The following is a 24,769-nucleotide window of genomic DNA, read 5'->3' on the forward strand; positions in this document are numbered from 1 at the left end:
AATAATAAAACCGGATTCGTCGTATATGCAGTCTCAATATATTCTTTCCATTGATAATGGTACGCAGAGCGTGCGTGCCTTATTGTTTGATCTTAAAGGCCAGTTAATTGCAAAAGGTAAGGTTGAGATTGAGCCTTATTTTTCTAAACAACCCGGTTGGGCAGAGCAAGACCCTGAGTACTATTGGCAAAGCGCAGGGGAAGCTTGCCAAGCGTTGTGGGCATCCACTGATGTAACACCCGAACAAGTTATTGGTTTGGGGTTAACCACTCAGCGGGGCACGATGATTAATTTAGATGCCCAAGGCAAACCGCTGCGACCTGCCATCATTTGGTTAGATCAACGCCAAGCAGAAATCGAAAAGCCCATTACTGGCCTGTGGGGTGTGTTATTCAAACTGCTTAGATTAAATCCAGTCATCGAAGGGTTTCAGCGTAAAGCACAAGCGGCATGGATTGAACAAAATCAGCCTGACGTTTGGAAAAAAACCAATAAATTTTTATTATTAAGTGGCTATCTAACATACCGTCTAACTGGTGAGTACAAAGACTCGGTTGGTTGTACGGTTGGTTATTTACCGTTTGATTACAAAAACCACCAGTGGGCAGGTAAAAAAGATTGGAAGTGGCAGGTGGCGAATGTCAAAGACAGTATGCTGCCTGAACTGGTTAAGCCGGGTGAATCATTAGGTGCATTAACCCGTGAAGCGGCGAGCCATTTAGGTTTGCCGCAAGGTTTACCTGTAATTGCGTGTGCGTCTGATAAAGCATGCGAAGTGATTGGCAGCGGTGCACTTGACCCGCATGTTGCGTGTTTAAGTTACGGCACAACGGCCACGATCAATACTACGACGAAAAAATACGTTGAGCCTGTGCAGTTTATTCCCCCATACCCTGCGGCTATACCGGATTCCTATAATACCGAGGTGATGATTTATCGAGGTTTTTGGATGGTAAGCTGGTTTAAAAAGCAGTTTGGTTTACGTGAGCAGCAAATAGCGGCTGACAGAGGTGTAGCGCCTGAAGTGTTGTTTGACGAGCTTGTTGATTCGGTGCCAGCAGGATCGATGGGGTTAATGTTGCAACCTTATTGGTCGCCAGGTACACGTATGCCCGGGCCAGAAGCAAAGGGTGCGGTGATCGGCTTTGGTGACGTGCACACACGTGCGCATTTATATCGTTCGATACTTGAAGGTTTGGCTTACGGCTTGCGTGAAGGCAAAGAGCGAATTGAAAAACGCAGTGGTGTTAAAATCACTAAGTTGCGTATTAGTGGCGGCGGCAGTCAAAGTGACGCCGCGATGCAATTAACCGCCAACATTTTTAATTTACCCGCGGAGCGTCCAAGTACTTATGAAACGTCTGGCCTAGGTGCGGCTATTAACGTGGCAGTGGGTCTTGGTAAATATAAAGATTACGATTCAGCCATTGATGCAATGACATCGGTTGGCGAGGTGTTTGAACCTGATTTTCAAACAAGTCGACTATATGATCAGCTTTATAAAAATGTCTATCTTAAAATGTATAAACGCTTGCAGCCGTTGTACAAACACATCAAAGAAATTACGGGCTACCCTAAAGCCTAATCACAAAAAAGGCAGCGTTAAGCTGCCTTTTTTGTTTGATTTATAATCAAGGCTTCATATAAACCCTTGCCTCGCTCACAAAAAAAACCAATAACTAATACAGTTTGGCGCATTTGGTGTATCCTTCGCGTTTTTTTGCTATTGGTCAAAATAAGCCATTAGCGAATGATTTTGATGAAGAAATCAATGCAAGGTGCCGTGTTTTGAGTGTAAAAAATAAAATTTTAAAACCGATCGAGTTAGCCGTTATTGTTTCTGGCTTATCCCTAAGCAGTGCCATGAGCCATGGTGCAGAATTTTTTATGGATGTAGAAGGCAGTTTTTCTTCTCAGCTATCCATTGGTTCAAGCTGGAGAATGAGCAAGCCGGATGATGCTTTATTAATGGCGGGTAATAATAACGACGGTAATGCTAACTTTGACAATGGTGATGCATTCTCTCAAATTATTAAAGGCAGTCATGATCTGCATTTACGCAGCGGTGATCATGGAGTTTTTATCCGTGGTAAATACTGGCACGACTTTGCGCTTGAAGGCACAAAAGTAAACCACGGCCATGCTGCCAATGGTTTTGCTGAAAACGAAAAACTAAACGATAAAGACTTTAACCCGTTATCTAAATTTTCAGGCGCCGCATTGTTAGATGCTTACGTTTACGGCATGTATGAAGTTGGCTATACGCCAATTGATGTACGCTTAGGTCGTCAAGTAGTGAGTTGGGGTGAAAGCACCTTTATTTTAGGCGGCGTCAATTCAATTAACCCTGTTGATGTGAATGCGTTTCGTCGTCCTGGTGCAGAAATTAAAGAAGGTTTGTTGCCGGTTAACATGGCTTATGTCAACGTAGGCGCAACTGAGTTTTTATCGATTGAAGCGTTTTATCAATTAGAGTTTCAAGAAACGGTAATCCCAGGTTGCGGTACTTACTTTGCGTTTAACGATTATGCGCCAGAGGGCTGTAATAAAGTTGTGTTATCAGGTGCTGGTTTAGAAGCCTTAGATGATGCAGGTCGTGTAACGGCGGGATACTCCCTTGACCGTGACGCGGACGGTAATCGCCTAGCGAAAGATGATGGTCAGTTTGGTATTGCATTTCGTTACATGAGTGAAGCGTTAGGTGATACTGAGTTTGGTTTTTATGCTATGAATATTCACAGCCGTTTGCCTGTCGTAAGTGGTATTAAATCGTCTAGCTGGACGGCTGCGGCGAGTACATCTGAAATAGATAAAGGCACTGCTATTGGCAACAATAAGGCTGATACTCGTTATTATGTGTCGTACCCTGAAGACATTCAATTGGCGGGTGTAAGCTTTGCGACGAACATTGGTTCAGTGGCAGTGTCGGGTGAAGTGAGCCATAAAAAAGATGTGCCATTACAAATCAATGCAACCATGTTACTTGGCGCAGGTTTAACCGGCTTGTCAGCCTCGCCTGAATTAATGGCCGATGTAGCGGCAACGGCTGATGGCGCTGACTTTGAAGGTTATCGTTTGTTTGATGTGAGCCAAGCGCAATTCACCTTACTTCAATTCTTTGATCGCTTCTTAGGTGCCAGCCGTTATACCTGGATCGCTGAAGCTGGTTACACATTTGTACACGACCTTGATGAAAGTAATGACGCCATTAAATTCAGTCGCGCAGGCGTATTTGACGGCAAAGGTGATGAAGGATTTGTTACTGAAAGCTCATGGGGTTATCGCACACGCTTAGTAGGTGAGTACAACAACGTATTTTCGAGTGTTAATTTGAAGCCTACATTGGCTTTTTCACATGATGTAGACGGTTTTGCACCTCAGCCAGGTGGTGCCTTCAGAGAAGGCGAGCAATCGTTAGGGCTAAGTTTACAAGCTGAATACGCATCCATTTACAGCGCAAATGTCTCTTACACCCAGTATATGGGTGGTGACTACAATTTAAGCAGTGATCGTGATTTTGCCTCCGTCAGTTTAAGCGTTGAATTTTAAACGCTAAAAGCACAACCCGGAAAACGCTTCGGCCCACTCCTGTATCATGGTGTTATCGTGATACTGCAGTGGGCCGACTTGTTTGTAGTGAACCTATATTGCTTGCAGTAAATAGACTGTATGAATAGGCAGTATATTTTCAGTTTGGCGAAAAATTTACCCCCCTAGGCTCGAAAAGTCTGAAAATAGGGCTCGTTTTTTCCTAGTTAATAAATCATAAATGCTTTAAATTCATAAACTTACAAAAACAATAACCGAAATAACGAGACCCCGTTATTTTTAAATTATTTCGCGCGCTCGTTTTTACAGGCATGATTGATAAAAAAGTACTGGTAAGTGGCTGTTATAAATAGGCTTTTTGGGGGTTTTTTGAGTGTTTCTGAAACTGCAAAAATGAGCATGCGCACGATTAAAATGTTAGCTTTACCATTCCGACAATGGAGAACTTGAACAATAATGTCTAATTTTCCGGTTGAAAGTGATTTCGACTATCAAGCATTGCCAGCAGAAGACTCTAGAAGAATTCAAGAGTTATTTAAATTCGCTGAAAAACTATTTTTGCTTCGTAAAGACTTTGGGGTATTGGGTCATGGATCAAAATTTAACTATTCATTTGGTAAGCGAAGATTTATGTCTTGGTTAACTCAATATTGTAGCTGGTCAAAAGAAAACTTAAATATGGTCGGGTGGGAACGTCTAAAATTACACCTTGAATACGAAAATGCTATGCCAATGGGAAGTGGTTATGGCACTAGTCGACAGATGATTGAAACAGTTTTTGTTCGTCCATTTGAAGAACGAATTCATTCAGAGATTTTAGACATAGCAGATGGTGTAAAACCTATTATTGTTAATGAGCATAACGAAATGACTAACCTAAAAGAACAAAGTGCCTTAAAAAGTGCACCTGCAGGTGTTACCAATATTACTATTACGGGTGATAATGCAAAAGTTAATCAAAACTCGGTAGACAACTCTACAAATATTATTAATTCTAACGATATTAGTGATTTGTTAGTTAAGTTACGCAGTGAAGCTCTACATCACAATTTATCAAACGATAACATTGAAATTATCGATGCTATAGAAGCTAACGTAACATCAGATAAACCAAGTAAAGTGGTTGCCAAAACACTAATTGATTCATTACCCAATCTTGGTTCAATAGCCTCTATCGGTTCTTTTATTTTAGGGTGCCTGTAAAGCTAACAAGCTAATTAATAAGGACAAAAAATAGTTGGCTGTTTTCGTTCCTCAACATTTTAGCCAATAATTTTTTGCCCATTATTAGGGCGTTATAAGTCTTGAGAGATATGGAACATTTTCTAGAAGATAACAATATTTCCGTAAAAGATGATACTGAAGCATTTGGTTTTAGTATTGCTGCCGGTAGTAAAATCACTTGTACTTCAAAGCAAGGGGATTTTAACGGGCTAAAGATGCGCATCCCGCCTCCAGAGTTTGAGGCATTGATGTTCTTTTCCGCATTTGAGGCTGCTGCAAGATCGGAAGTTATAAAGAAAATGGTAAAGGTAAATAAGTCAGCATTTGACTCAATGTTAGAAATTGAAAGCTTCGATGTCAATCATAAGAATTTCTTTGCAGCGTGCCAGAATTCAATGGCGGCAGTTGCTTTCTCAATAAGCGCCATTGAGTCTTGGGTAAATAAATCTATTGAAGTCTATGGCTTAAAGGATGGGAAACCAACCGAGTTAATTTTACAACGGCCGGGAAAGTCAGATCGTAAGGTTTTAACGTCAAAGGTAGCTTCAGACTTGGCAATACCTTTGAGGGCAAAGCTATTTCAGCTAGTCCCTCAAGTATTTAATGTTCAGCCATTAAAAGCTCACAGTACATTACGATCAAATGTAAATGATCTGATTGATGAAAGAAATATAGTAATGCATATGCAGTCCAAATTGAGTCTGGAAGATCAAGATTTGGATAGGGTTTCTTACGCAGTTAAACTTTTCAAAACCAATTCCTTTCTAGCCCCAGAACTTGTATTAAAGTATGTTAAATTTATATATTCAAAATCAGAGATACCAATGGCTCCATGGGTAAATGTAGCCGGTGCTGAAATTGAAGCTATCAAGAAAGGTTTAAAATGACTTATAACAAGGTCGTGCAATCTGACCTCCGGCCACTGTCACCTTTTGTGCAAAAAACGCACAAAATCCGACAGTTGACGACGGCGTTACATGTACGGGTAAATATGCGATATATCTTTCTAATCTACATTTTATTTTCGTCCTCTGTCTTTGCGGGTGTCAATTTAGTAAAAGTAGATAAATCTGATAACAAAATGTACTTACTTGCTGATGGCAAAGTTGTTAAGGAATATCACGTAGCATTTGGTGAAACTCCGAAAGGGCACAAAGAACAGGAAGGTGATCAAAAGACTCCTGAGGGTACTTATACCTTGGATTATAAAAAAGAAGATTCATCATTCTACAGAGCAATGCATATTTCATATCCAAACGCTCAAGATGTTAAGAATGCGGAATCTAAAGGTGTGTCTGCTGGCGGTTTTATTATGGTTCACGGGCAACGTAATTGGCTTGGGTGGTTTTCTTCAATTACGCAAAAGTATAATTGGACAAATGGTTGCATTGCTTTGACCAATCCAGAAATGGATGAGTTTATGGATTTAGTAGAAACTGGAACCAAAATTCATATCCAGTGGTAGAACATGCTTATTCTCAACAGCTAACGACAGGACAGCGTATAGGGGCTTCATATATACGAACTAACGCAAAAGATCAGCTTGTCGGCTGGAGTTGTGCGCGAGGATTTTGGCGTATATGAAGAAACAGGGTTTTCTCTGGATGCCGTCTTTAGTGTTAGCTCTATATTTGATGTTAGTGTTTTCGCCGTCAATATCGGTGACGCAGAGCAAGTTGGCGCCTCATTAATTTATACATGGGCCAAAAGTAAGGAGTAGTGTTTAAATTTTGATGTTACTGACACCTTTAAATAACCTAAAGGTGTCTCAATTTTTAAGTTTAGCCCCAAAAAATTTCGTTTCACTTGAGTGAGTTCAAATCAAAGCGCTAAATTAAGCGGCTTGCATCGGCCTTGTTTGTTTTTGAATGCTATATAGCCATAAAAGAGACATCCCTCCTAACATGCATACCGTAATACTTAACCAGTGTGGTGCGCTTGCTACCCATATGAGGTTTACAACCAGTAGTGCATATTTTACGCATTCAATTAACCCGCTGTTGTGGCTGCTTTCTTGTACTTTCCCTAGGCTGTAAAGGGCAAAAGCAAGGGATAGACCAATGGCAATGCGTTGATATAAATCCAGAGTGTTTAGGTGGTGCATAAAGATAAAAATTCCTAGGGATGTGACCGCTAATTGTAAAATGACATACAGTTTTGCTGAAAAACTTAATGGCTTATCATATTTTTTAACGGCTTGATTACTTTTTATTATAGGGTACTTAGCGTCGACATCAGCTGGGCGATATCCCGTACGGCGAAACCATAATGTTAGTTTGTCTTTCCAGCTTTTTGTGCGCCAAGCGTCTTTACATAAAGCCGTTAAAAAATGTAAATTTCCCCAGACTGGATTCCAGCTCGCTAGTTGAGTACTAATACCAAATACGACTTTCTCTTCTTTTAGTTCGGCTTGATACGTACCAAATAGGCGATCCCATAAAAATACACCGCCGTAATTTTTATCAATATACCGTTTGTTTTTGGCATGGTGTACACGATGGTTGCTAGGCGTGACGAATAGGAACTCATACCATTTTGGCATTTGATCAATCGCTTGGGTGTGCACCCAAAATTGATACAACAAATTAAGAGAGCCAACGGATATTAATACGATGGGAGGAAACCCCATAAAAGCCAGAGGAATATAAAACACCCAGCCAATGACATTAGGCACACTAGTCTGACGTAAAGCAGTTGTGAGGTTGTATTCTTCGCTAGAGTGATGCACAACATGGCTTGCCCATGAAATATTCATGGTATGACCAATACGATGCACCCAGTAATAGCTAAAGTCGTATAAGACAAATGCAGCGAGCCATGTCCAAAGATTGCTTTGCCATTCAAATAAAGCGAAGTCTTCATAAAAATAAGCGTAAAAAGAAAACGGAACCGCAGCGTAAAGTATTTGGGTGATGCGGCTTAATATTCCCATGGCGATTGAATTTATTGCGTCATTGAGCCGGTAGACATCTTGCTTCTTGTAGTGTGCCCAAGCCAATTCAAGCAAGATCAGGACTAAAAACCCCGGAATGGCCATAAGTATGTAATTCATCAGACTGCTCATTATTATTGTAATGACACCATATTTGGTTAATTGGGCTATTTGAACAATGGCTCAAGCGGCCATTGATTGATTCCCGGTGCCAGATTGACGTTTTATAGCTATCTAGGGCTTTTGATTGCTTACAAGGAGGAGGCGTAAACAGAGCCATGTTTATTAATTGTTGTGTGCTATAGGAGGTATTACTGGGGTGTGAGTGATGGGCGATAAACAGAGTGGCTATAAGGACTCGGCTTGCGCATCGCTTTCTATTAAGCTTTGTTTGTATAGCTCGTTCATGGAATCTAAATTTAAGCCATAGCTTTCTAACTTCTCTTCTTGAAGTTCATCAAGCCGCGCTTCTTGAAAACACTTTGCGGTGTGTAACGCTAGTCCCAATGAGCCTTGGTTATTCATCAGTGCTTTAACCATCGGGTTTGGCAGTTTTAGGCTTTTGATGATTTCAAGAATGGGCCGATCAATAAACGCATCAAGTAATGAAAATAAGCCTACAGTGTAGTAATCATAAATAGAGAACTCGCCAATTTTCTCACCTAGCTTTTGGCAAATAATCGCACGCTCTAAGCTGGTTTGTCTAAGTGCTAAGGGCTTGTCTTCTAAGTTACCAAGCGCAAGTAATGACACCCAACTACGGATATGATTTAGGCCTAATAACGTAATGGCTTGCTGTAATGATGTGCATTTTTGCACGCGTGCAAAAGCGGCAGAGTTGACCAACTTTAGTAATTTGTAACCCATTTGAGGGTCACGACTTAATGTGTCTGTGAGCTCCGCAGCGGATACGTTAGGTTGTTGGATTTCTGATAAGAGTTTTAGCACCACCATTTTATTATCAGGGATGGCTTGTCCTTCGATATTTTGGGGTTTGCTTAAAAAATATCCTTGGAATAGCTCAAACCCTAACCCTTTGCAGAATTCATACATCTCGTGGGTTTCAACTTTTTCAGCGAGCAGGGTGAGCTTTCTTGGAATAAATACTTTAGCAAAACGTTCTATTTGAGATTCGGTTAAAGCCAGTACATCGACTTTAACAATATCAACTAAATGCAACAGTGGGGCGCTGTTATGATCAAGTATAAAATCATCCAGTGCCAAGCGTGACCCTTGGGCTTTGGCTTTTGTGAGGGCCTCAATCAAAACGGAATCGACTTCGATATTTTCCAGTATCTCGATCACATAGTGCTCTGGATCAAACGGCGGGAGCTCTAAAATCAATTTTTTAGTGAAGTTGATGTATGCGGGGTGTTGGCCACAAATACTTTCAAGACCCGCTTCTCCAAAGGCGTTAAGTATTACCTGGCTGGTGGCTTTATCCCCACAGGTAAATTGAGCCTCTTCACTTGTTGAGTGGCTTCTGAATAAGAGCTCGTAAGCCGATATTTCCAAACTTCTATTGTAAATAGGCTGTCGAGCAAGCAATACGTGGCTACTTTGACTCATGAAAACCTTAAATTTGCGCTCATAATAAATCAGCTTAGTTGAAAGTGGGCAAAGCTGTACCTTGGGCTACACTATTCATAGATTAGATAAAAGGTGTAACTTTCTATGGCAAGTGTGTTATCTAACGTCGACTCCCGAACTAAGCTTGTAGGGCAGAACCGCCTTGAATTGCTGTTGTTTCATTTTGGTCGTGGTCAGACCTATGCAATCAATGTGTTTAAGATCCAAGAAGTGCTTAGGGTGACACGATTGACCAATATTCCCGATTCTCACCCCGTGGTTAAGGGTGTGACCCATTTACGTGGCCATACGTTACCTGTGGTCGACTTAAGTCATGCGATTGGTATGCGGCCCACTGAAATCAAAGAAGATACGACGATGATCGTGACGGAATACAACCGTACGGTTCAGGCGTTCTTAGTAGCGGGCGTTGAGCGTATTGTGAACATGAACTGGGAAGAGATCATGCCGCCACCAAAGGGGACGGGGAAATCTCATTACCTGACGGCGATTACGAAAGTGGATGGCAAAATTGTTGAAATAATCGATGTTGAAAAAGTATTAGCTGAAATAGTGCCTTATGAAACGGGTATCAGTGATGATGTGGTGAACTTAGATGTGATGGAGCGTACAGCGCAATCAGGTTTGAAAGTGTTGACCGTTGATGACTCTCGTATTGCTCGCTCGCAGGTTAAAGAGACGCTGGTCAGTATTGGTATTGAAGTGATTCAAGCGGCTGATGGTTTAGAAGGCCTACATATATTAAAAAAACTGGCTGCAGAGGGGCCTATCAATAGCCAGTTATTAATGGTGATAACCGATGCTGAAATGCCATCTATGGATGGTTATATGCTAACCACCGAAATAAGAAAAGACCCAGAACTCAAAGACTTATATGTGGTGCTGCACACATCTTTAAGCGGCAGTTTTAATGAAGCAATGGTCGATAAAGTTGGCTGTAATGCTTTTCTTTCTAAATTCCAACCCGATAAGTTAGCTCAGGCTGTGGAGGTTAGGGCGAAACAATTATTTGGTTGATCGCTGCCTGCTAATAGTGAATATGAAATAGAGTCCATGGCTCTATTTTTTTTATGCTTTATAATCGTCTTATTTATTATGGACGATGCTATGACGATTCATGTTAGCCAATTATTCCACTTTCCGGTTAAGTCACTTAAAGGCACCCAATTAAATCAAATGACGCTCGATGCATTTGGCCCTCAGTGGGATAGACGTTTTATGCTAATCGACAGTAACGGACGTTTTGTCACCCAAAGGCAATGTCCACTAATGGGTCAAATATCCGTCAGCATTCTCGATGATCAATTAACGTTAAAGTATCAAGCGCAAGAGACGGGGTTGGACCTTGCCACTTTAAATCAATTTGATCAGTTTCAGTTGGTTAAGGTGTGGGATGATGAAGTGAATGCCCGTTTGATTGAAGGGGATATAAACGCTTGGCTAAGTGATATTTTACAGCGTGATGTTACGTTGTGTTTTATGGATGCAGATACCCATCGACAAGTAGACCTAGAGTTTGCACAGCTAGGTGATCGAGCGAGTTTTTCTGATGGGTTCCCATTTTTAATTATTAGTGAAGCATCGGTTGCATTTTTGTCTGATGAGTTAGGGCGCGAGTTATCAGTAGAGCGTTTTCGCCCGAATATTGTTGTGTCTGGTTGTGATGCGTTTGCAGAAGATAACTGGAAGCGAATCGCAATTAACGGTGTTGAATTCGATATTGTTAAATCATGTTCTCGTTGTGTGATCCCAACGTTGGATTTAAATACGTCAGAAAAACAACCTGATGTCATGCAGGTAATGTTAAAGCACAGAAAACAAGGCAAAAAAGTGATGATGGGGCAAAATGCAGTGCATCGTGGCCTAGGTGTATTAGAGGTCGGGCAGGTTATTGAAGTGTTGGCTTAAAACAACTCGACTTCGTCACCGCTTTGTTGGTCGGTGCCTTTGTCGGATGCATCAAAATGGTGACGATAGATTTCCAGCGCCTCTTCTATGCTGTGCCCAAGTAAAATATGTTCGAACATAATCCGCTCGGCTTCCATTGTGTAGGAGCCTTTAATTTCATTTTGTAGGTTCTTCCAAGACTCTGGGTTGTATAAGGAGTCTTTTTGGCTAATCAAAGAGCCTAGCTTATCCAGGGAGTTACACACGTGGTCGAGTCGTTGACTGATGCGATCGTAAAACTGAAATGCCATCACTGCATTATGGACATTGTGCTCTAGGTTGTTTGTGGTTTCACTGATAACAGCCTTATACCGATCAAGACTTTCGGGTGTGACTTTGTCGGTTAGGGTGCGAATTTGAGAGACGTACTCGGCCATATCTGTGAATGAAGCGGATAAGGTGCCCACGCTTTGTTCACCATCTTTCATGGACGATTCAACTTGAGCGACGGCCAACGCAAGCATGGTGATCGTCTCTTTGATTTGGCTCCAGTCTAGGTCTGGCTTGTCAACGCTTGAGCCATGCTTACTAATTGAGTATCGCTTATCAGAAGTCACTCTGCTTTCCTTTTGTTTGCTTATTACAGCATAGTCAACCTTTGCCGTTTTGCTTGATATTTGCTTCTGAAATTTGCAGCTCTTGTGGTTGTAAAAGGGCCCATGCGCTGATGGTTGTATCATCTAACATAGGCTCTAAATAACCTAAGCGGTAAGAATAAATAGTGCTGTAGGCGAGTACTCGTTTTACGTACTCTTTGGTTTCTTTAAAAGGAATATGTTCTATCCAGATATCAATTGGCCCCTGGTTTCGCTTAAGCCAGCGCTTTACATTACCAGGGCCTGCGTTATAAGCCGCGGTTGCTAATACCCGATTACCCTTATATCGCTTAAGTAGGAACTGTAAATAATGCCCGCCAAGTTTAATGTTGTAACTTGGGTCCACTAAACGTCTGCTTGAGTATTTAATGCGCATTCTTCGTGAAATGCTTTTGGCGGTGCTGGGCATGATCTGCATTAAACCTGTGGCGCCAACAGGGCTTCTGGCATCGTGCATAAATGCACTTTCTTGACGTGCTATGCCGTAAATCCAGTTCTTATTGATTTGGTTTTTTTGTGCAGCTTTTTCAAATAGGCGATCATGCGCCAATGGGAAGCGCAGCTGTAAATCGTGCCAGCTTTTTATTTGAGCAAGACTCATGATTGCTCGATCGGACCATTCTAAACGACCGGCTAAAATTGCCAGTGCTTGTTTGCCTTGTTCATCCTGTTTATCAAATACGGTTTGCCATTCGCGGCGCGCTTGTGGAATACGCCCCAAGTCAAACAGAGCAAGCGCACGTTTAACACCGTCTGTTAAACGCATACGTTGAATAATAGACGGAGGCACGTGTGTGGGGGAGTGATTCATAGTGGGGCTAATGCCTATTTTTTGGCTGGCTAAAAAACCATAAAAGTCTCTATGAGTTGAAGCTTGTTGAAAGTAGGGTTGGCTTTGTTCAATAGGCGCGCCTAGTGAACTAAGTGCACGGCCTTGCCAGTACTGCCATTTAGGCTCGCTTTTAATTTCTTGGTTAGCAAGTTTGAATAAGTGTGTATACAAGGGCCAATTTTGTTTTTTGAGTGCGCCTTGTAAAAAGGTTTCTTGCAAATGAGCGGACAACTGGTTGTTGGCTTTGGCTAGGCTATACCATTCAAAAATATTCTCCGGTGACTGCGCTGCGCTGGCTTCAATGGCAATGCTGAGTAAAACACGACGCTGTTCATCCTCAAGCCCTTTGAATACGTTGTGATCAGGTTGGGTTAACCAAGATTGAGGTTGTTTTTTTAATGCCTTGCTTAGAATGATATGGCGTTCTTGGGGTGTTAGGGTCAGCGCTTTTTTTTCTGTGAATACGCGTTGCGGGTAACGCCAGTAATGACTTAACAGTTTGGCTTTTGCTTTGTACTGTTTGTCTAATTTACGTGTTAAGTAACGCACTAACTTGTATTGCTTTTTTGGTTTTGCGTTAAGTAAGCGTTGCCAAATTAAATCTTGGCTTAAATACCCATAACGCTGCCATGCCTTGTAAACTTTGTCGCATGCTTTTGGCAATGAAACACCGAGTAACCACAGCTCTTGGCCTTCTTTAATGGCATCAAATTGGCGTTTAGTGTTTTCAAGTGCCTGAATGCGTTGGCAGCGTAATGTGTAGTTAGAGGTAGGTTGGTAGTAGGATAAAAAAAGTGACCATTCTTGTTTCTTGGCTAAATAGGAAAGCCATTGTCTATGTAGCTTAAGAGCGGGTTGTTCGTCTGAATAACGTTTTAAAAAACCATCGACTTCAGCAATGGGCTTTTTGTGAAACTGGCTGCGAATCCAGCGAGCTTCTAAATAGGGGGCGAGTGGGTGATGTTCTATTTGTTTGAAGGCATGTTGAAATTTTACGTATTGGCGTTTGCTAAGAAGTCGTTCAGCTTCGAGGAAGGCATCTTGATCGACGCTCATAGCCAATGAGCTAGTAGACACAGTCACTAGTAAGCATATGACTAATTTTAGCCAATTCCCCATAAATATCTCCCCTTCACTTATTTGAGCATAGTCGAAAAAGTGAAGGGGATATGAGTTTTAAGTCTCTATTTGAATGGGCTTAATTGGTGTTTCGGGTTCTCGTTGTTTCTGGTCGTACTTTTTTTGGTCTTTTAGTACTAGAAGACAAGGGGTCAATAATAATGTCAGCACTGTGGCGAATGACAGACCGCCAGCAATGGCGGTTGAGAGTTGCGTCCACCATTGAGAGCTAGGGGCGTCTACAAGTATTTCGCGTCCAACAAGGTCAATATTTAATTGATACACCATGGGTATCAAGCCACAGACGGTCGTAACGGTGGTGAGCAGTACCGGTCGTAAGCGTTGTGCGCCTGTTCTAAGGGCAGCATCCACAGGTGCGAGGCCATCGCGGCGCAATATCGAGTAAGTATCAATCAAGACGATGTTGTTGTTTACCACGATGCCGGCTAGGGCAATCATACCGACACCACTCATAACGATGCCAAAAGGCTCGCCACGAATCATCAGTCCCATGAATACGCCAGCAAAGGATAATATGATGGCGCTCAATACAAGGCCTGCTCGATAGATGCTATTGAATTGAGTAACCAAAATAATGGCCATAATGAAAATAGCCAAAATGAAGGCTTTGCCCAAGAAGCTCATGGTTTCAACCATTTGTTCGGCATCTCCTTTGAAGCGATAGTTCACCCCATTAGGTAGATCCGCTTCCTCGAGTGCCGCTGCAATTTGCGCACGTTTATAGGCATCGTTGACCCCTTCGACCACATCGGCTTCAATCATGTAGCGTAAGTTATTACCGGTACGTACAAGGTTACCTGTTTGTTGATGAGGTGACTTTTCAGTGAAACTACTGATCGGAATTAACTGCCCTTGATGGCTAATGCGCAGCTCATCTATTTGGTCGAGTGTTCGGCTGGCAGTAGGGAAGCGTAAACGAATATCAACTTCATCGTCGGCGTCATCAGGGCGATAGGAGCCCAGTTGCAGGCCTGAGGTAACCATTTTGATCATGTTACCAACGGATGAAATACTAGCGCCCATTCGACTGGCGGCTTCTCGGTCGACGTTAAGCTCCCACTCAATGCCTTCTAAAGGACGTGAATCTTTTATGTCTCTCAGTTCAGGGTCTGCTTCTAGTTTCTCGCGTATTTTGCTTACAACTTCGGTGAGCACTTGTGGGTAATCACCTGAGATTTCTAATTGAATGGCCGAACCACCTGCGGGCCCATCTTCTTTGGCTTTGGTTTCAATGATGATGCCAGGGATATCTTCGGTGCGCAGACGAATATCTTCAAGAATAGTGTTGGCGCGTCGGCGCAGCTGCCAGTCTTCAAGTTCAAGCTGAATACGACCAATTAGATCAACCGCAGAGCCACTTGGTGGATAGACAAATGATGAGGTGTAGAGCGTTCGAATCTCTTTCATATCATATAGGCGAGCTTCGACTTCTTTTACGATATCGTCACGCTCGCGCAGTGACAAGTTGCCTCTTGCGCGTATGTCTACGAGTGCGATCTCTGCATCCGCACTTGGGAAGAATTCGACCCCTTTACCTAAAACACCATAAAGCAATAATGTACCAATCATTAAACCGATTACCGCAAATAGAGTTTTAACCGGGTATTTAATCAGCTTTTGTAAAAGGGCGATGTAGCGACCGGTAAAGCCGCCTATTTCATCAAAGCGACCTTCTTCAGCGGCTCTTAATGTTTGTAACTCTTGTTTTGATATAGCGCCGGGTTTCCCGATCCAAGCGCCCAGTGCAGGAATCACAATGAGGGCCATAATAAGAGACGCAGATAGCGTGATGATGACGGTAATAGGAATGAATTTCATAAATTCCCCAACCGTATCAGGCCAGAATAACAAGGGTAAGAACACCGCAAGTGTGGTGGCCGTCGAGGCTGTAATCGGCCAAGCCATACGTTTTGCTGCTTCTTTGAACGCATGAAACTTAGAGCTGCCTTCAGCCATGCGCCTGTCAGCGTACTCGGTGACCACAATAGCGCCGTCCACTAACATTCCGATACTTAGAATTAGGGCAAACAGTACCACCATGTTAAGGGTGTAACCCATCAGGCTTAAAACCAGCATGCCTAATAGGAATGACCCAGGAATCGCCAAGCCCACTAATATTGAAGATCGCACGCCCAAAGACCAAACAATAATGATCATAACTAAGACGGTGGCAAAAAAGACGTTATTGAATAGGTCATTCAATGTGTTTTTGATTTCCTTACTTTGGTCTTGGTTGAACGTAATGTTAATGCCGTCAGGCCAAGATGCCTGCTGTTCTTTTACAACGGCTTTCACTTCATCAAGGGTGGCAATAATGTTACTGCCGACTCGTTTTGAAACTTCAATAGCAAGAGCGGGCTGGCCATTGATGCTGGCTTTGCTGATAGGGTCTTTGTAGGTACGTTGGCCGATGGCAATATCTCTAAAGCGCACAACCACATCACCATCAACTTTCACCGGCATGTTTAAAATATCTAGCGTGTTCTCAATTAAGCCCGGGACTTTAACGGCAAAACGGCCAGAGCCAGTGTCAAGGTTACCGGCTGCCACTAATTGGTTGTTGTTGTTAATTAGATTGTACAGCGCTAGCTGGTCAATGTTGTAAGCATCTAATTTACTTGGGTCGATGATGATTTCGGCCACTTCTTCACGGTAGCCTTGAATTCTGGCTTCGAGTACACCGCTTAGTGCTTCTAGTTTTTCTTTCAGGTCTTTGGCAATGGAGAATAAAACGCGTTCGTCTACGTTACCTGCTAGGCCAACCACCATAACGGGGGAAGAGGGATAGGTTAATCTCCATAACCTTAGGCTCGTCTGTCGCGCTGGGCAATTCGCCTTTAGCCGCATCAACCGCTTCACGGACATCCGCCAGTGCTTCATCAATATTGATGTCGGTTTGAAACTCCAGCTGTATCGCTAAGTGGCCTTGGCTGGCGGTTGCAATAATCTCTTCTAAGCCATCAATTGATTTAAGTTCTTTATGCATTGGTAAATAAAGAATTCGGTCTGCATCTTCAGGGCTGATGCCTTCATGGGTGATAGAGATATACACCATGGGAATAGTGATATCAGGAAAGCTCTCCTTTGGGAGATTGTTCATGGCGCTTACGCCCACGATCATGGCAAGACCAAACAGTAATACCACTGTGCGTATTCGACTTAAAGCCGCATTAATTAAGGCATTCATATTAGTGCGCCTCAGCGGTCAATGGCTTTGGGGAAGCCACCGACTCATCATCTTGGATGTCCTTAATAGGGTGCTTTTTAAAGACGGGCTTTACTTTTTCGCCAGAGCTAACAAAGCTTTGACCCGTAATAATTAAGTCAACAGGATTGGGTAGGCCAGAAATCCAAACGCCATCAGATTGTGCTTTTACAAGCTCAACCGGGGCAAATTCAACATGCTGGTTATCATTAACATATTTGGCGCCCAATACGCCGCTTTCGTTAAGGCTTAATAGGGCGGGTGTTACCAAGATAGCGTTGCTTTTCTCAAGTGGAATCATAATTTGAGCAGATACGCCGTTTACCTGACGCTCACTCGGGTTTTTAATCTCTAACTCAACCGCAAAGGTTCTTGAAGCCTGATAAGACTGGGAAGATACATAGCGGATCTTACCTGTGTAGTACAAACCAGATAGCGTTTTGCCTTTTGCTTTGGCGCCTACTCTGATTTTGTGCAGGTCTTTTTCTGCGACGTAGCCCTTTATGATAAAGGGGTTAAAGTCCATTACGCTAATAACGGATGTGCCCATTCTTAGGTAGGTGCCAACCTCAACGGTTCTGTTTTCTAATATACCGTCAAAAGGGGCTCTAATTTGTGTGCCCGTAATATCAATCTCAAGAGATTTAACCTGAGCCTTGGCGGCTTCTAAAAGCGCTTCACTCTCGGCTAAGCGAGTTTTATTTTGTAAACCTTGGCCTATGAGCTTTTCATTGGCGGCGTATTCTAGCTCGCGTTGTTTCACTTGAGCTTGCGCCTGCTTTAAGCGCTGAGGTTTATCTTGTGGGTCAACCTCAATAATAAGTTGATCCTTTTTAACAAAGTCCCCTTCGCGCGCATGTATCTTAACAACCTTACCTTCGACTTCACTGGTGATGTTTACATGGCGGTTAGCTTGTGTTTCACCGTGCAATGTAAGCTCTGGGATGATTTGGTCAGAAACATAACGCTCAACCTGCACAGCAAATACGTCATCGGTTTGTTTTTCTACCGGTGCTAGCGGGGCTTCATGGGGGGCACTGGATAATACGCCGCTCAACATCCAGATTGCGATAATGCAACTGGCGCCGACAGCTAGGTAGTGACTGCGGTTTAACTCCATAGATAACATCCATTTATTAATTTTATTTTGCAGGGATTATAAGGGTTTCATGTCATACCGAAACCCCCAAATTAACTTATGTTAAATGGAGGCATTTACTTGGCCAATTCTCACTCTAAATGACGTACAATGCGCGCAATTCTTACTATACAGATTGATTAGAGGTTCCATGGCAGTTGTCATATTAGATAACGTGGGCTTGCACTACGGCGAACAGGTGCTCCTTAACGGCGTGAATCTTACGATTAACGAACGAGACCGCTTGTGTCTTGTGGGTCGTAACGGCGCAGGCAAATCTTCCCTAATGAAGCTATTGCTTAAGCAAAACTTGCCGGATTCAGGTGTGGTGCGCATAGCGGATGGTTGTACATTGGCAGAATTGCCTCAGAGCCTGCCTGCAGCTGATGAGCGTAATGTGATGGACGTTGTACTCAGTGGTAAAGCGGAACTGGGTAGGGTGCTGCATGATTATCATGAGTTAAGCATGACGGCCTCGACCGATAAAGACATGAAAAAGCTTGAAGTTTTACAAGGTAAAATAGAAGCCGAAGATGGCTGGTTATTACAGACCAAAGCCGATGCGATTATTGAAAAGCTTAATCTGCCTAAAGAAAAGACCATGGCAGAATTGTCTGGTGGTTGGCGTCGTCGTGTAATGTTAGGCCGTGCGTTATTGAGCGAGCCTGATTTATTACTACTTGATGAACCCACTAACCATTTGGATATTCCTGCCATTGAATGGCTAGAAGAGCAGCTGGCGGATTTCCCTGGTGCCGTTTTATTTGTAACGCACGATAGAGCGTTCATGGAAAAAGTCGCTAAGCAGGTAATTGATTTGGATCGCGGCAATATTTTTCGCTACAACGGCAGTGATTTTGACGGTCTAGTTGAATGGCGTGAGAAACGAATTGAAGACGAAGAAAAAGAAAATGCACTGTTTGATAAGCGTTTAGCGGACGAAGAAAAGTGGATTCGCCAAGGTGTTAAAGCGCGTCGTACTCGTAACGAAGGTCGTGTTCGTGCACTAAAGGCCATGCGTAATGAACGAGGCGCTCGTGTTGATCGTCAAGGCAAAGCCGATTTCACAATGGATGCCTCGGATAAATCAGGCAAAATTGTAATTGATGCGCGTCATGTGAATTATGGGTTTGAAACCAAAAATATTATTGATGATTTCTCAACGCTGATTCAGCGTGGTGATCGCATTGGTTTATTGGGTGTGAATGGTTGCGGTAAGAGTACATTGTTGCGATTGCTACTTGATCAGTTAACGCCTCAAGCGGGCACAATTAAGCAAGGCACAAAATTAGAGGTCGCGTATTTCGATCAATTACGTGCAGGCTTAGATCTTGAGAAAAATGTAGTTGATAACTTAGCAGAGGGTCGAGAGTTTATCGATACGGGAACAGGACCTCGCCATATTTTGAGTTACTTGAGCGACTTTTTGTTTTCGCCTCAGCGTGCTCGCACACCGGTTAAAGCATTGTCTGGTGGTGAAACCAGTCGTGTCATGCTGGCTAAGTTATTCAGCAAGCCTTCAAACATGTTGGTACTCGATGAACCGACCAATGACTTGGATGTTGAAACACTCGAAATGCTTGAAAACCGTTTGATGGAATACCCAGGCACATTACTGGTGGTGAGTCACGATCGATCATTTTTAGATAACGTAGTTACCTCGCTTTATGCCTTCGATGGTGATGGCCAGATCTCTGAACATGTCGGCGGTTACAGTGAATGGTATGCCCGTGGTAATCGACTAAAAGACGAAGACTTATCGGTTCGAGAGGCGTCTAAGCAAGCAGCCCAAGCCAAAAAAGAAGAAGTGGTGCTTGAAAAAGCCAAGCCAACTAAAAAGCTAAGTTATAAAATTCAATTAGAGCTCGATAACTTGCCTGCTGAAATTGAAACGCTAGAAAGTGCGGTAGAGGCACTCACGGCGGAAACAGCTAGCGGTGACTTCTATTCAAAAGACAATGACTACGTCACCAAAACACTTGCAAAGCTTGAATCCACTCAGCTTGAATTAGACCAAAAAGTTGAACGTTGGATGGAACTAGAAGCCATGAAGGAAGGTGACGAATAACCCAGATTAAATACTGGGCTAAATCGCTAACACATAAAAAAAGGGCTAATCATTAGCCCTTTTTTTATGTGTTAAAATTATGTTTACTTTTCTTTGTTTGCATTAGCCATATAGCTATTATAAACCCAGCCGTAAGAGGTGTGAGAGCCTAGCACGCCGCCAAGTTCTGCACCTTTAGGGCTGCGCCAGTCATCCATGATTTCTGCTAGTACGGAACCCCAGGTTGTTACTTTTACACCAGCTTGTGTCATACGATGAATCGCTGCGCGTTGTACAGTGTCGTTCCACGTGCCGGATGCATCAACGACTGCGTATACATCATAACCTTCAGCTACTGCTGCAAGTGCAGGGAATAGTAGGCAAACATCGGTTACTAAGCCTGCCATGATGATTTTTTTACGGCCTGTTTTCTCAATGGCTTTTTTAAATTCTGGTGATTTCCAAGCATTGATCTCACCTTGGCGATTGATTACTGGTGCATTAGGTAGCATTTCTAAAATATCAGGCATGATAGGGCCATTAGGACCATCAGGGTAACTTGCCGTTATGACGCTTGGTAAATCCAAAACTTTTGCAATTGCAGTCAAACCTCTGATGTTATTTTTTAATAGCATAGGATCTAAATCGCGTACGCCGACTAGCAAACCTGTTTGGTGATCGATCATGGCTAAAACAGCATTATCTGGCGTCAGGGTTTCAGAAAACTTGTTATCTGGCGCATTATTATTTGCCCAGCTCATTGAGCTAATGCTGAGTGTGGCAGCTGCTAATACAGCGGTTAGTTTTTTAAATGATTTCATTGTTTTACCCTCGTTGTTATTGAATGTCTGTCAACGAGGAGAATCATATCCAATCGATAAAAATGGATATATAAGTCAAATTATACATATGAGTTCTATTTAAGGTAACAGTTGAGCTTGATCATTGCTCACGACTGAAGCACGCGAAGCCGAATGAAATTTTACTTGTGTGTTGAACTTGAGTGGATTTTAAAGTGTGTAATTTGTCTTTCTGGGCTGTCTGATATTAGGCGTAACGAGGTGAAAGGGGGGAGGTGAAAATAATATGCAGACTTAAGTCAGCACCCTGCATTACATAATCAATATCAATGCTAGGGTGTGATTGTGAAATGTTTGAATATACGAAATGAAAACGGTCATTTATTAATGATTAATTATCATTTTCGAGTGATTGCTTTTGTTAAGTAGCCCGCTAATGGGGTGACTAATAATGTGGTTGGAAAGGCCACTATGAGTGCCAGTAAAAAATCATTCATCCATAATGTTAGAAATTGTTCGTTTAACCCTGAATGAATACCCACTAGCACGCCAGACATAATCAAAGCCATGAACACTGACATCCAAAAAGCAAAAAGGGTTGCTGTAAAGCGTTTTGCAATCAACATTGTTGTGACTCCTATCGTGTTATGAATATCGTTATACCTAGATAGCAGCGAAGGTGCTGCTATCTAAAAACACAAAACGAACTACTGGGTGTATACCAATATAATCTTGCTGTCTGCTGTTGCTTTGATGTTTAAACCATTATCACGAACCAAGGTTCTTGATTGAATGGCTTCACCATTAATTATGGCAGCCCCTTTGACCACATAAGCCATTACGTCACCTTTGTGTTCTAATAGCTCCCCGGTTAATGGTTGAACAATGTCAATTAAAGTATGGCTAGCAAATGTATCTTGCTGGTTTTCATCACCACCATAAATTCTTAAACGTTGACCATTTTTAGGTTCGTATACTTTATAGTCTGCTTTTTCACCTTGGACTTCCGGTAAAACCCATAGCTGAATCATATTGTTTTCAGTATTGTCTGGGTTGATTTCGTTGTGCGAAAATCCTTCACCACCTGCGCGTTGGACTTGTACGGCACCAGCACTTAGCTGTTGGCCATGTTTTAACGATCCTGCATGATTAATACGACCATCAACCATGACTGAAATGACATCCACTTCACGGTGAGGGTGCATACCAGTTTGGCCTTTAGGCATGAAGTTAGCGTCTGCCATGTAAACAAAATTGCCAATGCCATCGGCTGCTGTTGGGTGAATCTGACCGCGATTCATTTTGCGATCGATCACCAGTTGGCGCTCTCTTAAACCTGCAAAACCACCTTTAGGTAAGTCGTTATAACGTAAAATTTTCATGTGATTATCTCCGTTGTTTAATTTGTAGAGGTGTACTCAATGTAAGCAGGTTATCTTATTGCGAATATGTGATATATAAGCTAATAAATACATATGTGTTCTATCTAAGGTAACAACTTGGAAAACTTAAATGACATGATGGTATTTGCCACCGTCGTAGAAAAAGGCAGTTTTACAGCGGCAGCATTGGCTTATGATTTACCCAAGTCCAATATCAGTCGCAAGATTACAAGGCTGGAACAAAGCATTGGTGCGCGCTTATTGGAGCGTTCAACTCGAACCCTGCATTTGACCGAGGTAGGGAAGGTGTATTACGACCATTGCTTACGTATTCAAGAAGAAATGGAAAGTGCTGAACTATCAGTGAGCTCGCTAATGTCATCACCAAGGGGGTTAATCAAGATATGCACGTCTATTGCTGTTGGGCAAAGTTTGTTATCGCCATACCTAGCTGAATTTAAAAGGTTATACCCTGAAATTAAAATTGATTTAACACTAACGAACAGACGTGTTGATTTAATCGAAGAGGGCTACGATGTAGCACTTAGAGTCGGAGAGTTACAAGACTCAAATCTAGTGGCTAAAAAGCTTTGCTCGAGAGAATTGCACTTGTATGCCAGTCCTGATTACTTGCAGTCAATGAACTTAAGTGGCAATAAACTTAAAAGCCCAGAACAATTGAGCGTGCTATCGTGTTTGATGATGCAAGGGTTAGGTAAAAAAAATCAATGGAAGCTGATAAACGGAAAAGAAGAGCATCTGGTTACGATTAAACCTGAATTTTATAGCGATGATTTCAGTGTATTAAGACAGTTAGCTCAAGATGGTGCGGGAGTGACGGTATTACCTGATTATATCTGCCAAGAGGCCATAAATCAGGGGCTATTATTACGAGTCTTACCACAGTGGTTATATAAAGATGTTGAAATTTATGCCCTTTATCCAAGCCATAAAGGTTCAACACCTAAGTTAAGGGCTTTGATTGAATATTTAAGCAGGTGTTTTCAAGCTACTTGAGTTGATTATTAAAGAACAGTAATGGCTGTACTACAAAAATCGATTAGTACAGCTATTTATAAAAATACAAAAAATTAAATTAAGAAAATAACCAGCGAGAAAATACCTTAATAACAATAGGCATAATAACAAAGGTCATTAAAATCACTATTAGCCCAATGGTAATCATTTCTTGAATCCAAAATGGTGCTGGTAAAGTATGTGCGATGATGGGGCCGAGAAAATGCACAAGACTCCAAATAGCAAGAAATGTAATCAAAGCCATTTTTGATCGAGCGGGTGTTTTTACGTTTTTATCAAACCAAAATTCTAAACTATGGTAATGCTCATAGGCTGATTCACTTTCACTAAAGTGACTGGTTTGAGTTAACAATTCTTTTCGCTTGTCTGAGTTCATCCAGTTCTCTAGATTTTCAAAATTATCAAACCGGAAAATACAGACATGCGTATTGCTGTTTGTATCAGTAGGTCGAATGAGTTCTGTACCTAGATAACCAGGAAACAGTTTGCAGCATTGACCAATTTCACTCATCCAAGTTTTAAATTCACTTTCTTTACCGAAAGTAACATCGTGTTTAGCAATAACCGTTACAGGGTTTTCAGGTTGAGCAATCATGAGTACTCCATGATTAATGATGTTTGAAATAAAAAATGGCGATGGTTTTTAATGTACGGATAAGTAAGCATTGGCGAGTGCTCGCCAATGCTTATTGTTTTCTGGTGTGTTTATTTAGGCGTATTTGCAGTTAAAAAACTGTTATAAACCCAGCTATAGGTCGTGTGGTCACCTAGTACACTGCCTAGTTCCATGCCTTTAGGGCTGCGCCAATCACGCATGATTTCAGCTAATACCGAAGCCCATGTTGTTACTTTTACACCAGCTTGGGTCATACGATGTAAGCTGGCTTCTTGAACGCCTTTATTCCAAGTACCTGACGCATCAATAACCGCATACACATCGTAACCTTCTGCTACGGCTGAAATCGCAGGGAACATTAAGCAAACATCAGTAACGATACCCGCCATAATGATTTTTTTACGGCCAGTGGAAACAATAGCCTCTTTGAATTCAGGGTTATCCCAAGCATTAATTTCACCGGGACGTTCGATGACTTCGTCACCTAAAATTTCAAGAATGTCAGGCATAATAGGTCCGTTTGGACCTTCCGGCATGCTGGCTGTCACAACGGTTGGTAAATCAATAGTTTTTGCTAGCTGGCATAAACCACGAATATTGGCTTTTAGTAGGTGCGCATCAATATCACGACAGCTTACTAATAAGCCAGTTTGATGATCCATCATCGCCAATACAGCGTTATCGGTGGATAAGCGCTCAGTAAATTTGTTGCTGCTCATTTTTATTACCCTCG

21 protein-coding genes are annotated in these 24,769 nt (G+C 42.2%); 9 read left to right on the plus strand and 12 right to left on the minus strand.

Annotated features, from left to right (window positions below):
* Positions 1-25 precede the first annotated feature (25 nt).
* From ACU6U9_RS15950 to ACU6U9_RS15970, 5 genes are all read left to right on the plus strand, one after another.
* Positions 26-1,585: an FGGY-family carbohydrate kinase gene (locus ACU6U9_RS15950; protein WP_446737186.1), complete on the plus strand. Its 1,560-nt coding sequence runs from the start codon at positions 26-28 to the stop codon at positions 1,583-1,585.
* Positions 1,586-1,701: 116 nt separating this feature from the next.
* Positions 1,702-3,549, plus strand: a complete 1,848-nt coding sequence (locus tag ACU6U9_RS15955; RefSeq protein ID WP_446736006.1) for a DUF1302 domain-containing protein — start codon at positions 1,702-1,704, stop codon at positions 3,547-3,549.
* A gap of 456 nt (positions 3,550-4,005) precedes the next feature.
* Positions 4,006-4,752 carry a hypothetical protein gene (locus tag ACU6U9_RS15960; RefSeq protein ID WP_446736007.1) on the plus strand — a complete coding sequence of 249 codons (747 nt, stop codon included), beginning with the start codon at positions 4,006-4,008 and terminating at the stop codon, positions 4,750-4,752.
* Between the two features lie 110 nt (positions 4,753-4,862).
* Positions 4,863-5,660: a hypothetical protein gene (locus ACU6U9_RS15965; RefSeq protein ID WP_446736008.1), complete on the plus strand. Its 798-nt coding sequence runs from the start codon at positions 4,863-4,865 to the stop codon at positions 5,658-5,660.
* A gap of 104 nt (positions 5,661-5,764) precedes the next feature.
* Entirely contained in the window at positions 5,765-6,238 is a 474-nt protein-coding gene (locus ACU6U9_RS15970) for a L,D-transpeptidase family protein (protein WP_446736009.1), read from the plus strand.
* A gap of 369 nt (positions 6,239-6,607) precedes the next feature.
* Here ACU6U9_RS15970 and ACU6U9_RS15975 read toward each other — a convergent pair whose 3' ends face one another.
* Both ACU6U9_RS15975 and ACU6U9_RS15980 read right to left on the minus strand, forming a co-directional pair.
* The gene (locus ACU6U9_RS15975) at positions 6,608-7,825 is read right to left on the minus strand and encodes a sterol desaturase family protein (protein WP_446736010.1); all 1,218 of its coding nucleotides are present in this window, start codon (positions 7,823-7,825) and stop codon (positions 6,608-6,610) included.
* Positions 7,826-8,053: 228 nt separating this feature from the next.
* Positions 8,054-9,274 (minus strand): EAL and HDOD domain-containing protein, encoded by a 1,221-nt coding sequence (locus tag ACU6U9_RS15980; RefSeq protein ID WP_446736011.1) that lies wholly within the window; start codon positions 9,272-9,274, stop codon positions 8,054-8,056.
* Between the two features lie 105 nt (positions 9,275-9,379).
* Here ACU6U9_RS15980 and ACU6U9_RS15985 point away from each other — a divergent pair, with 105 nt between their 5' ends.
* Together ACU6U9_RS15985 and ACU6U9_RS15990 are read left to right on the plus strand one after the other, a co-directional pair.
* Positions 9,380-10,312 (plus strand): chemotaxis protein CheV, encoded by a 933-nt coding sequence (locus ACU6U9_RS15985; protein ID WP_446736012.1) that lies wholly within the window; start codon positions 9,380-9,382, stop codon positions 10,310-10,312.
* 90 nt (positions 10,313-10,402) lie between these two features.
* Complete coding sequence (locus ACU6U9_RS15990) at positions 10,403-11,203, plus strand: MOSC domain-containing protein (RefSeq protein ID WP_446736013.1); 801 nt, start codon at positions 10,403-10,405, stop codon at positions 11,201-11,203.
* Here ACU6U9_RS15990 and ACU6U9_RS15995 read toward each other — a convergent pair.
* Genes ACU6U9_RS15995 through ACU6U9_RS16015 form a run of 5 tightly spaced genes read right to left on the minus strand, consistent with a single transcriptional unit; the run spans position 11,200 to position 18,135 of the window.
* Positions 11,200-11,799 carry a hypothetical protein gene (locus tag ACU6U9_RS15995; RefSeq protein ID WP_446736014.1) on the minus strand — a complete coding sequence of 200 codons (600 nt, stop codon included), beginning with the start codon at positions 11,797-11,799 and terminating at the stop codon, positions 11,200-11,202. The genes ACU6U9_RS15990 and ACU6U9_RS15995 overlap by 4 nt on opposite strands.
* A gap of 34 nt (positions 11,800-11,833) precedes the next feature.
* Entirely contained in the window at positions 11,834-13,789 is a 1,956-nt protein-coding gene (locus ACU6U9_RS16000; RefSeq protein WP_446736015.1) for a transglycosylase SLT domain-containing protein, read from the minus strand.
* 57 nt (positions 13,790-13,846) lie between these two features.
* The gene (locus ACU6U9_RS16005) at positions 13,847-16,579 is read right to left on the minus strand and encodes an efflux RND transporter permease subunit (protein WP_446736016.1); all 2,733 of its coding nucleotides are present in this window, start codon (positions 16,577-16,579) and stop codon (positions 13,847-13,849) included.
* A complete protein-coding gene (locus tag ACU6U9_RS16010; protein ID WP_446736017.1) occupies positions 16,557-16,997 on the minus strand; it encodes an efflux RND transporter permease subunit in 441 nt (146 codons plus the stop codon). Before ACU6U9_RS16010 ends, ACU6U9_RS16005 begins: the two co-directional genes overlap by 23 nt.
* 1 nt (position 16,998) lies before the next feature.
* Positions 16,999-18,135, minus strand: a complete 1,137-nt coding sequence (locus tag ACU6U9_RS16015) for an efflux RND transporter periplasmic adaptor subunit (RefSeq protein ID WP_446736018.1) — start codon at positions 18,133-18,135, stop codon at positions 16,999-17,001.
* Positions 18,136-18,304: 169 nt separating this feature from the next.
* Between ACU6U9_RS16015 and ACU6U9_RS16020 the strand changes: the two genes are divergently transcribed.
* A complete protein-coding gene (locus ACU6U9_RS16020) occupies positions 18,305-20,221 on the plus strand; it encodes an ATP-binding cassette domain-containing protein (RefSeq protein WP_446736019.1) in 1,917 nt (638 codons plus the stop codon).
* A gap of 83 nt (positions 20,222-20,304) precedes the next feature.
* Here the strand turns inward: ACU6U9_RS16020 and ACU6U9_RS16025 are convergent, their stop codons facing one another.
* The 3 genes from ACU6U9_RS16025 to ACU6U9_RS16035 all read right to left on the minus strand — a co-directional run bounded on the left by ACU6U9_RS16025 (position 20,305) and on the right by ACU6U9_RS16035 (position 22,382).
* Positions 20,305-21,021, minus strand: a complete 717-nt coding sequence (locus tag ACU6U9_RS16025) for an isochorismatase family protein (protein WP_446736020.1) — start codon at positions 21,019-21,021, stop codon at positions 20,305-20,307.
* 377 nt (positions 21,022-21,398) lie between these two features.
* Entirely contained in the window at positions 21,399-21,626 is a 228-nt protein-coding gene (locus ACU6U9_RS16030; protein WP_446736021.1) for a DUF2798 domain-containing protein, read from the minus strand.
* 81 nt (positions 21,627-21,707) lie between these two features.
* Entirely contained in the window at positions 21,708-22,382 is a 675-nt protein-coding gene (locus tag ACU6U9_RS16035) for a pirin family protein (RefSeq protein ID WP_446736022.1), read from the minus strand.
* 117 nt (positions 22,383-22,499) lie between these two features.
* On the opposite strand from ACU6U9_RS16035, the gene ACU6U9_RS16040 reads away from it, so the two are divergent.
* Positions 22,500-23,399 carry a LysR family transcriptional regulator gene (locus tag ACU6U9_RS16040; protein ID WP_446736023.1) on the plus strand — a complete coding sequence of 300 codons (900 nt, stop codon included), beginning with the start codon at positions 22,500-22,502 and terminating at the stop codon, positions 23,397-23,399.
* 79 nt (positions 23,400-23,478) lie between these two features.
* Here the strand turns inward: ACU6U9_RS16040 and ACU6U9_RS16045 are convergent, their stop codons facing one another.
* Both ACU6U9_RS16045 and ACU6U9_RS16050 read right to left on the minus strand, forming a co-directional pair.
* On the minus strand, positions 23,479-24,015 hold the full coding sequence (locus tag ACU6U9_RS16045) for a hypothetical protein (RefSeq protein ID WP_446736024.1): 537 nt from the start codon (positions 24,013-24,015) through the stop codon (positions 23,479-23,481).
* 110 nt (positions 24,016-24,125) lie between these two features.
* Positions 24,126-24,755 carry an isochorismatase family protein gene (locus ACU6U9_RS16050; protein WP_446736025.1) on the minus strand — a complete coding sequence of 210 codons (630 nt, stop codon included), beginning with the start codon at positions 24,753-24,755 and terminating at the stop codon, positions 24,126-24,128.
* Positions 24,756-24,769: the final 14 nt, after the last annotated feature.

The organism is Pseudomonas sp. HK3 (genome assembly GCF_052920985.1).

Coding starts and splice junctions, on each gene's coding strand:
- ACU6U9_RS15950 (WP_446737186.1), top strand. CDS start 26: ATGCAGTCTCAATATATTCTTTCCATTGATAATGGTACGCAGAGCGTG.
- ACU6U9_RS15960 (WP_446736007.1), top strand. CDS start 4,006: ATGTCTAATTTTCCGGTTGAAAGTGATTTCGACTATCAAGCATTGCCA.
- ACU6U9_RS15965 (WP_446736008.1), top strand. CDS start 4,863: ATGGAACATTTTCTAGAAGATAACAATATTTCCGTAAAAGATGATACT.
- ACU6U9_RS15970 (WP_446736009.1), top strand. CDS start 5,765: ATGCGATATATCTTTCTAATCTACATTTTATTTTCGTCCTCTGTCTTT.
- ACU6U9_RS15975 (WP_446736010.1), bottom strand. CDS start 7,825: ATGAATTACATACTTATGGCCATTCCGGGGTTTTTAGTCCTGATCTTG.
- ACU6U9_RS15980 (WP_446736011.1), bottom strand. CDS start 9,274: ATGAGTCAAAGTAGCCACGTATTGCTTGCTCGACAGCCTATTTACAAT.
- ACU6U9_RS15985 (WP_446736012.1), top strand. CDS start 9,380: ATGGCAAGTGTGTTATCTAACGTCGACTCCCGAACTAAGCTTGTAGGG.
- ACU6U9_RS15990 (WP_446736013.1), top strand. CDS start 10,403: ATGACGATTCATGTTAGCCAATTATTCCACTTTCCGGTTAAGTCACTT.
- ACU6U9_RS16000 (WP_446736015.1), bottom strand. CDS start 13,789: ATGGGGAATTGGCTAAAATTAGTCATATGCTTACTAGTGACTGTGTCT.
- ACU6U9_RS16005 (WP_446736016.1), bottom strand. CDS start 16,579: ATGGTGGTTGGCCTAGCAGGTAACGTAGACGAACGCGTTTTATTCTCC.
- ACU6U9_RS16010 (WP_446736017.1), bottom strand. CDS start 16,997: ATGAATGCCTTAATTAATGCGGCTTTAAGTCGAATACGCACAGTGGTA.
- ACU6U9_RS16015 (WP_446736018.1), bottom strand. CDS start 18,135: ATGGAGTTAAACCGCAGTCACTACCTAGCTGTCGGCGCCAGTTGCATT.
- ACU6U9_RS16020 (WP_446736019.1), top strand. CDS start 18,305: ATGGCAGTTGTCATATTAGATAACGTGGGCTTGCACTACGGCGAACAG.
- ACU6U9_RS16025 (WP_446736020.1), bottom strand. CDS start 21,021: ATGAAATCATTTAAAAAACTAACCGCTGTATTAGCAGCTGCCACACTC.
- ACU6U9_RS16030 (WP_446736021.1), bottom strand. CDS start 21,626: ATGTTGATTGCAAAACGCTTTACAGCAACCCTTTTTGCTTTTTGGATG.
- ACU6U9_RS16035 (WP_446736022.1), bottom strand. CDS start 22,382: ATGAAAATTTTACGTTATAACGACTTACCTAAAGGTGGTTTTGCAGGT.
- ACU6U9_RS16045 (WP_446736024.1), bottom strand. CDS start 24,015: ATGATTGCTCAACCTGAAAACCCTGTAACGGTTATTGCTAAACACGAT.
- ACU6U9_RS16050 (WP_446736025.1), bottom strand. CDS start 24,755: ATGAGCAGCAACAAATTTACTGAGCGCTTATCCACCGATAACGCTGTA.